A 7,234-nucleotide genomic window follows, 5' to 3' on the forward strand; every position below is an offset into this window, starting at 1 on the left:
ACGCCTTGCCGTAGGAATTCAAGCACGTCGCGGGCGGGCGGCAGCAGGGCAAGTTTCGGGTGGTGGCAAAGGGCGGGAAGACCGATATTCGCTGTCAAGGAGATATTGCCATGAACGCCCAGATGACCATGAATACGCAGATGAAAACGACCGCGATCCTTGAGAACGAAATTACTCCCGAGGGCAGCGACTACGAGGTCGTGCGCCGCGCCATCGAGAAGATCAGTCTCGACTATCGCGACCAACCTTCGCTCGAGGATCTGGCCGAGGAGGTCGGCGAGACGCCGACGGGTCTGCAGAAGCTGTTCACCCGCTGGGCCGGCCTGTCGCCCAAGGCCTTTCTGCAGGCGGTCACGCTCGACCATGCGCGCCGGCTGCTCGATTCCGGCATGCCGCTGCTCGAAACCTCGTTCGAGCTCGGCATGTCGGGCCCGGGACGGCTGCATGACCTCTTCGTCACCCATGAAGCGATGTCGCCGGGCGACTACAAGACGCGCGGCGCCGGCCTCACCATCCGCTACGGCTATCACATCTCGCCTTTCGGCATCGCCCTGATCATGGTCACCGACCGCGGGCTTGCCGGCCTCGCCTTCAACGATCCCGGCGGCGAGCGCGCGGCCTTCGCCGACATGTCCGGCCGCTGGCCGAACGCGGCCTATGTCGAGGACATGAGCTCTACAGCGCCCTACGCCGCGCGCATCTTCGATCCAAGACTGTGGCGCGCCGACCAGCCGCTGCGCGTGGTGATGATCGGCACCGACTTCCAGTTGCGCGTCTGGGAAACCCTCTTGCGCATCCCGATGGGCAAGGCCTGCACCTACTCCTCGATCGCCGCCAGCATCGGCGCGCCGAGCGCCAGCCGCGCGGTGGGTGCCGCGGTCGGCGCCAATCCGATGTCGTTCGTCGTGCCTTGTCACCGCGCGCTCGGCAAGTCCGGCGCCCTCACCGGATACCACTGGGGCCTGACCCGCAAGCGTGCCATCCTCGGCTGGGAGGCGGGACAGGTCTCGTCCTGAAACGTCGATATTTTCGAGTTTTGTTGCACAAAACCGTGGATCAAAGTATAAACAAGTATTCCTACATTTATCGCCTTTGCCCCCAAATTTATAGGCATTACAACCGGCGACAACCTGTGGTTTCGCCGGTTTTACTCTTTTTAGGCAAGTGAAGACATTTCATTTTACCCTAAATTAACTACGATAAAGCGAAGATGCCTTTGTATTAAGTCGGACCATCCGGCTTGATAGGAGGGTTTCGATGAAGTTCTTTCGCGCCGTCATCGGTGCGGCACTGCTGGTCGCCTGCATCGACCAGACCGCATCCGCAGCCACCGGAAACGTGCTGTTCAACGGCACGATCACCGCGACCTGCACGATCACGATCAACTCCAACGGCACGATGACCGTCAGCACCAATCTTCAGTCGCTGAGCTCCCACAATGCAGGCGGTTCGGCCGGCAGCGCCCAGGATACCACCGGCGGCGTCACGCTCAGCGTCGACCCGGTCACGACCACCACCGTGCCGGCCTCAGATGTCACGGCCACCACATGGACCCCGACCTTCGCCACCTCCGGCGCGCAGACCATTGCCGAGACCGGCACCGCGACCGCGCTGACGGTACCGGGCACATCGACGGTCGCGGTCAATCTTGCCGGCACCAAGAGCGGCTCGAACCGCTTCTCCGCCGGCAACTACCAGGCAACCGTCACACTGCGCTGCGAATAGCCTTCTCGCGAAAGGAGCGGTCTTTGAAAAAGGTTGGAATTCTGACGGCTGCGCTGGCCGTCGTGTTGTCTCCCCTTGCCGCGACGGGCCAGTCGATGACGCCGATGCGCGGCGAGGTGAGGTCGTTCACCGATGCTTTCGCCGTCCGCGTCTTTCCGGGCAACCCGTACGACCAGCGAATTCGCGTCGAGGTTCATGTCTACGACCAGGATTTCCAGCCGATAGCCGCCAGGATCACGCCCAGCGCCTTTCTTCTGGCCGGCCAGGCATCGCGTCCGGTTCTGGTGGTCGTGCCGTTCGACGGCGCGACCGAGCGTAAAGTGCGTATCTGTACCGAGAGTATCCCCTTTCCAAGCGAGCAGACGCAGATAAGGGCACAGATATGCGGAAAGTTCTTCGGACATCGCAGGTCCTGACCCTCTCCTTGCTGTCCGCTTTGGCGGTCGTGAGTTCGGGGTTTGCCGAGGACATACTGAACCTGAACCAGAACCAGACGGGTTTCACCCTGCCCGGTGTCACCCTTCCCCAGGGCCAGGACGAGGTGCATGCTTCCGACGGCACCACCTGCCGCTCCTCGGTTTCAGGCAGTGGCGCCTATCTCGACGTCGGCGTCATCAGAGGCAAACAACAGCAGCCAGTCGAACAGCGACATCGCCACCTATGGCCGCGTGGTGGTCCCGATCGGTCGGACGCCGAAGCGTGTCGATTGCAGCCGCCTCTACGAGCTTGAGGTCGAGCGCCTGCAGATGGAACTGAAGCTGCTCAAGATGGGCCTCGGCGCCGACGGCCAGACGACGGGCAGCGTGGCTGCCGCCGGTCCCACGGCCGCTCCCGCTCCCGCAACCGCTTCGGCCGGATGGGCCAACGAAGGCTGGAGCATCAGAGGTACGAACGGCGATGGCAGGAAAAAGAAGAAGAAATAGCCGCACCCTGCTTGCGGTGGCAGCACTTGCCGGCCTCTGCTTTCCCGCGCAGGCGGCGATCGTCGGCACCTGCACGATCGTGATCGGCGCCTCGGGAACGATGACGTCGAACCCCGCCATCAACATCCTCGGCTCCAAGCAGGCGGGCGGGTCGAGCGCCGGCGCCACGATCACCGCAAGCTCGCTGCTGTGCTCGATCCTCAACCTGCTCGACTGCTTTTCGGTTTCCGCGCCGGCGCCGATCGCCTTCACTTCGGCTCCAAGCGGCGGCGACACCAACGTCACCTTCGCCACCGTCTTCCGGCTGGACGGCTCGGGCACGGACATTCCGGGCAGTTCGCCGCAGCGGGTGATCAACGGCACACACACCATGCTGGTCGACCTCGCCGCCACCAAGTCGCCGGGCATCTTTCCGGCCGGCACCTATCAGGGCACGGTCACCGTGCGCTGCGAATGAGCAAGTGGCAGCCGGCGCGGAACCCTATTGTGGGCTGGCAAGCGGCGCTCTTACAGGCTAGCTTCCCGCGCAGTCAGCAGGAGGCTCTTCTTGATTATCGTTGTCGGCTCCATCAACCTCGACCTCATCGCCAATGTCGACCGCTTGCCGGCGCCCGGCGAGACGGTGCGTGGCTCCACTTTCGCCACCGCGCCCGGCGGCAAGGGTGCCAACCAGGCGCTGGCCGCCGCGCGCGCCGGCGCCAAGGTGCGCATGGTCGGCGCCGTCGGCAAGGATAGCTTCGCCGCCGAGGCGCTGGCTTTGCTCACTGGCAAGGTCGATCTCTCCGGCATAGGCGAGAGCTTCGCTTCGACCGGCACGGCGCTGATCCTGGTCGGCGCCGACGGTGAAAACGTCATCGCCGTGGTCCCGGGCGCCAATGATTCGGTGCTGCCCGGCGATATCGCCAAGGCACAGCTCAAGAAGGGCGACGTCGTGCTGCTGCAGCACGAGATCCCCTTGCAGACCGTTGACGCCACGCTGGAGGCGGCGCGGGCGGCCGGCGCCATCAGCGTGCTCAACACCGCGCCGTTTCGCGCCGAGGCATCCAACCTGCTAAGCAAGGCCGACTATGCCGTCGCCAACGAGACTGAATTCGATCTCTATGGCGAGGCGCTGTCGCTCAGCGGCCGTGACCGCCCCGCGCGGATGCGCGACTATGCCGGCAAGACCGGGCGTACTATCGTCGTCACCCTCGGCGGCGATGGCGTGTTGGCCGCGACGCCCGACACGTTCCTGACCGTGCCGGCGCTGGAGATAACCCCGGTCGACACGGTCGGCGCCGGCGACACGTTTTGCGGTTATTTCGGTGCCGGCCTGTCGTCGGGCCTGCCGCTCGAACAGGCGCTCGCACGCGCCGCCACCGCCGGCTCGCTCGCTTGCCTGAAGCCGGGCGCGCAGCCGGCCATTCCGTTGGCAAAAGATGTCGACGCGGCCCTCCCAGGCGCGTGACGACGGCCATGCGTCCCAAGACAAAGCATGCCGTTCCGCCGGCCGGCGACATCTGCCGTCTGTCCGCCGTGGAGCTAGCCGGCGCGATCGGGCAGCGCCGCCTGTCGGTGCGCGAGGTGGTCGCAGCTTTTCTCGACCGCATCGAGGCGGTGAACCCGCAGGTCAACGCCATCGTGTCGCTGCGCGATCGCGCCGGCATCCTCGCTGAGGCCGACAGCGCGGATGCCCATCTGGCGCGCGGCGGTGAGACGGGAGCATTGTTCGGCCTGCCGATTGCGATCAAGGACCTGGCCCTGACCAAGGGCCTGAAAACCACCTTCGGCTCGCCGATCTTCGCCGACTTCGTCCCCGGGGAGGACGACTTCTTCGTCGAGCGCGTCCGCAAGGCCGGCGCCATCATTATCGGCAAGACCAATGTCCCCGAATTCGGGCTTGGCTCCAACACCTACAACAATGTGTTCGGCCCGACGCTCAACGCCTTCGATCCGGCCTTGACCGCCGGCGGATCGAGCGGCGGCGCGGCGGTGGCGCTTGCGCTCGACATGGTGCCGATCGCCGACGGCAGCGACTTCGGCGGCTCGCTGCGCAATCCCGCCGCCTACAACAACGTCTATGGCTTCCGCCCCTCGCAGGGGCTGGTTCCCGCCGGGCCGGACATCGATGTCTTCCACGCGCAGATGGGTGTGGAAGGGCCGATGGGCCGCAGCGTGCGCGACATCGCGCTGCTGCTCGACGAGCAGGCCGGCTATCATCCGCGCGCCCCGTTGTCGCACGACAAGCAGGGTTCCTTCCTCGACGGATTGTCGACGAAGGCAACTGGTGGCCGCATCGCCTGGCTCGGCGATCTCGGCGGTCACCTGCCTGTCGAGCCGGGCATAGTCGATCTTTGCCACGCCGCGCTCGCCCGTTTCGCCGATGCCTCCTTCCACAGCGAGGCGCAGGTGCCGGATGTCGATTTCGAGGCGCTGTGGCAGGCCTTCGTCACGCTGCGCCAGGCGAGCAGCGGCTGCGCGCTCAAGGTCCACTACGACGATCCGGCCAAGCGCAGGCTGCTGAAACCCGAAGCCGTGTGGGAGGTGGAGCAGGCGATGCGCCTCACCGCGCCGCAAGTCCATGCCGCAACGGTGAGGCGCTCGGCCTGGCACCGAACGCTGCTGTCGATCTTCGACCGGTTCGACCTGGTCGCGTTGCCCACCGCGCAGGTCTTCCCTTTCGAAGTCGCCACCCACTGGCCGCGTGAAGTAGCCGGTCGAGCCATGGACAGCTACCATCGCTGGATGCAGGTCTCCGCCTTCGCAACGCTGGGCGGCTGTCCGGCGCTCAACGTACCCGTCGGTTTCGACGGCAAGAGCCGGCCGATGGGCATGCAGCTGATCGGGCCGCCACGCGGCGATCTCGCCGTGCTGCGGGCCGGCGCGGCCTACGAGGCGACACTGCCCTGGCAGGCAGGCGCAAGCTGAGGCCGGCTATCGGCGGCAGGCTGGCGCTTGCGCCCACACCGGCGCCGTGCATTGATCGGGCCCGGCCGCCACCGGATCGGTGCCATCTTGCTTGAGGAAAGACCATGTCGCTGGAACTTTACGCCACCTATGTCGTCGCCTGCATCGTCATCATCCTGGTGCCCGGTCCGACCGTCACGCTGATCATCGCCAACAGCATCCGCCACGGCGCGCGCGCCGGCCTTGCCAACGTCGCCGGCACCCAGGCCGGCCTCGCCATCATGATCGCCATCGTCGGCATCGGCCTCAACACGCTGATATCAGGCATGGGCCACTGGTTCGAATGGGTCAGGCTGATCGGCGCCGCCTATCTGATCTGGATGGGCGTGCAGATGTTCCGTTCGAAAGGCACGCTGAACCCCGACGGATCGGCCAGGAAGCCGCGCGGCGGCTTCTTCCTGCAGGGTTTCCTGGTGGCGATCAGCAATCCGAAGACATTGGTGTTCTTCGGCGCCTTCTTTCCGCAGTTCATCGCGCCGCAGGGCAACTACACGCTGCAGATCGTGGTCATGGGCCTGACCGCGATGATCTTTGCCGCCATGTCGGATTCGACCTACGCGCTTGCCGCAAGCCGCGCCGGTCGGCTGCTGTCGGCCAGCCGCGTCAAGCTGATGTCCCGCATCAGCGGCAGCTTCCTGGTCGGTGGCGGCCTCTGGCTGGCCTTCTCGAAGGCGAAGTAGCGCCTACCTTCCCTCGCCCCGTTTACGGGGAGAGGGTGGTCGCGAAGCGACCGGGTGAGGGGCAGCGCCAGGATTGCAGGCAAAACACCGACATTCGCGCCGCCCCTCATCCGCCTGCCGGCACCTTCTCCCCGTAAACGGGGAGAAGGGAGCTTTCAGAGCCGCCCTAGCCGCTCGACCAGCAGCGCGAAAAACGCGTCGTGGTCGATGTCGCGCATCACCATGGCGTTCTTTTCCCGCTTGGTCACGCCCCACCAGTCGATCACCGTCATGCCCATGGTGAGCTCGGAAGAGGTCTCGACGCTGACGTTGCAGTTGCGGCCCTTGAACAGCTCGGGCTTGATGAGATAGGCGATCACGCACGGATCGTGCAGCGGCCCGCCGTCGGTGCCGTATTTCTCCTCGTCGAAACGCTCGAAGAACTCCAGCATCTCCGACGTGGCGATGCCCACCTTGGTGCCGAGATCGCGGAAAGCCTGCGTGCGATTGGCGGTGGTCAGCGCCTTATGTGTGACGTCGAGTGGCATCATCACGATCGGAATCCCGGACTTGAACACCACATCGGCGGCCTGCGGGTCGACATAGATATTGAATTCGGCGGACGGGGTGACGTTGCCACCCTCGAAGAAGCCGCCGCCCATCAACACGATTTCCTTGATGCGCGGCGCGATCCGCGGCTCGCGAATCAGCGCCAGCGCGATGTTGGTGAGCGGTCCGAGCGGGCAGAGCGTGATCGTGCCGCTCTCTTCGCGCATCAGCGTCTCGACGATGAAGTCGACAGCGTACTGATCCTGCAGTGGCATCGTCGGCTCGGGCAATTGCGGCCCGTTGAGGCCGGTCTTGCCATGCACTTCCTCGGCGGTGACGAGTTCGCGCGCCAGCGGCCGGATGGCGCCGGCATAGACCTTGATATCGGGCCGACCGGCCAACTCGCAGATCTTGCGTGCATTCCTTTCGGTC

At 65.2% G+C, this 7,234-nt stretch carries 9 protein-coding genes; 8 read left to right on the top strand and 1 reads right to left on the bottom strand.

The window, feature by feature from the left end; translation table 11 throughout:
- The first annotated feature begins 110 nt into the window (after positions 1-110).
- The 8 genes from EN742_RS17865 (at position 111) to EN742_RS17900 (ending at position 6,274) form a co-directional block, all read left to right on the top strand.
- On the top strand, positions 111-1,016 hold the full coding sequence (locus tag EN742_RS17865; RefSeq protein WP_189375432.1) for a bifunctional helix-turn-helix domain-containing protein/methylated-DNA--[protein]-cysteine S-methyltransferase: 906 nt from the start codon (positions 111-113) through the stop codon (positions 1,014-1,016).
- A 241-nt stretch (positions 1,017-1,257) separates the two neighbouring features.
- On the top strand, positions 1,258-1,725 hold the full coding sequence (locus EN742_RS17870) for a hypothetical protein (protein ID WP_128333092.1): 468 nt from the start codon (positions 1,258-1,260) through the stop codon (positions 1,723-1,725).
- 23 nt (positions 1,726-1,748) lie between these two features.
- The gene (locus EN742_RS17875; RefSeq protein WP_126058310.1) at positions 1,749-2,141 is read left to right on the top strand and encodes a hypothetical protein; all 393 of its coding nucleotides are present in this window, start codon (positions 1,749-1,751) and stop codon (positions 2,139-2,141) included.
- 129 nt (positions 2,142-2,270) lie between these two features.
- Entirely contained in the window at positions 2,271-2,648 is a 378-nt protein-coding gene (locus EN742_RS17880; protein WP_348632862.1) for a hypothetical protein, read from the top strand.
- Positions 2,623-3,105 (top strand): hypothetical protein, encoded by a 483-nt coding sequence (locus tag EN742_RS17885; protein ID WP_127406197.1) that lies wholly within the window; start codon positions 2,623-2,625, stop codon positions 3,103-3,105. Before EN742_RS17880 ends, EN742_RS17885 begins: the two co-directional genes overlap by 26 nt.
- A gap of 90 nt (positions 3,106-3,195) precedes the next feature.
- A complete protein-coding gene (locus EN742_RS17890; protein ID WP_126058307.1) occupies positions 3,196-4,095 on the top strand; it encodes a ribokinase in 900 nt (299 codons plus the stop codon).
- 8 nt (positions 4,096-4,103) lie between these two features.
- The gene (locus EN742_RS17895; protein ID WP_128333093.1) at positions 4,104-5,555 is read left to right on the top strand and encodes an amidase; all 1,452 of its coding nucleotides are present in this window, start codon (positions 4,104-4,106) and stop codon (positions 5,553-5,555) included.
- Positions 5,556-5,659: 104 nt separating this feature from the next.
- The gene (locus EN742_RS17900; RefSeq protein WP_128333094.1) at positions 5,660-6,274 is read left to right on the top strand and encodes a LysE family translocator; all 615 of its coding nucleotides are present in this window, start codon (positions 5,660-5,662) and stop codon (positions 6,272-6,274) included.
- A gap of 155 nt (positions 6,275-6,429) precedes the next feature.
- On the opposite strand, the gene EN742_RS17910 is transcribed toward EN742_RS17900, so the two are convergent.
- The coding region (locus EN742_RS17910) for a nucleoside hydrolase (protein ID WP_148670139.1) at positions 6,430-7,234 on the bottom strand (805 nt) is incomplete at its 5' end.

Origin of the sequence: Mesorhizobium sp. M4A.F.Ca.ET.020.02.1.1 (genome assembly GCF_004022645.1) — a bacterium.
In the GTDB taxonomy this organism is placed as follows: Bacteria; Pseudomonadota; Alphaproteobacteria; order Rhizobiales; family Rhizobiaceae; genus Mesorhizobium.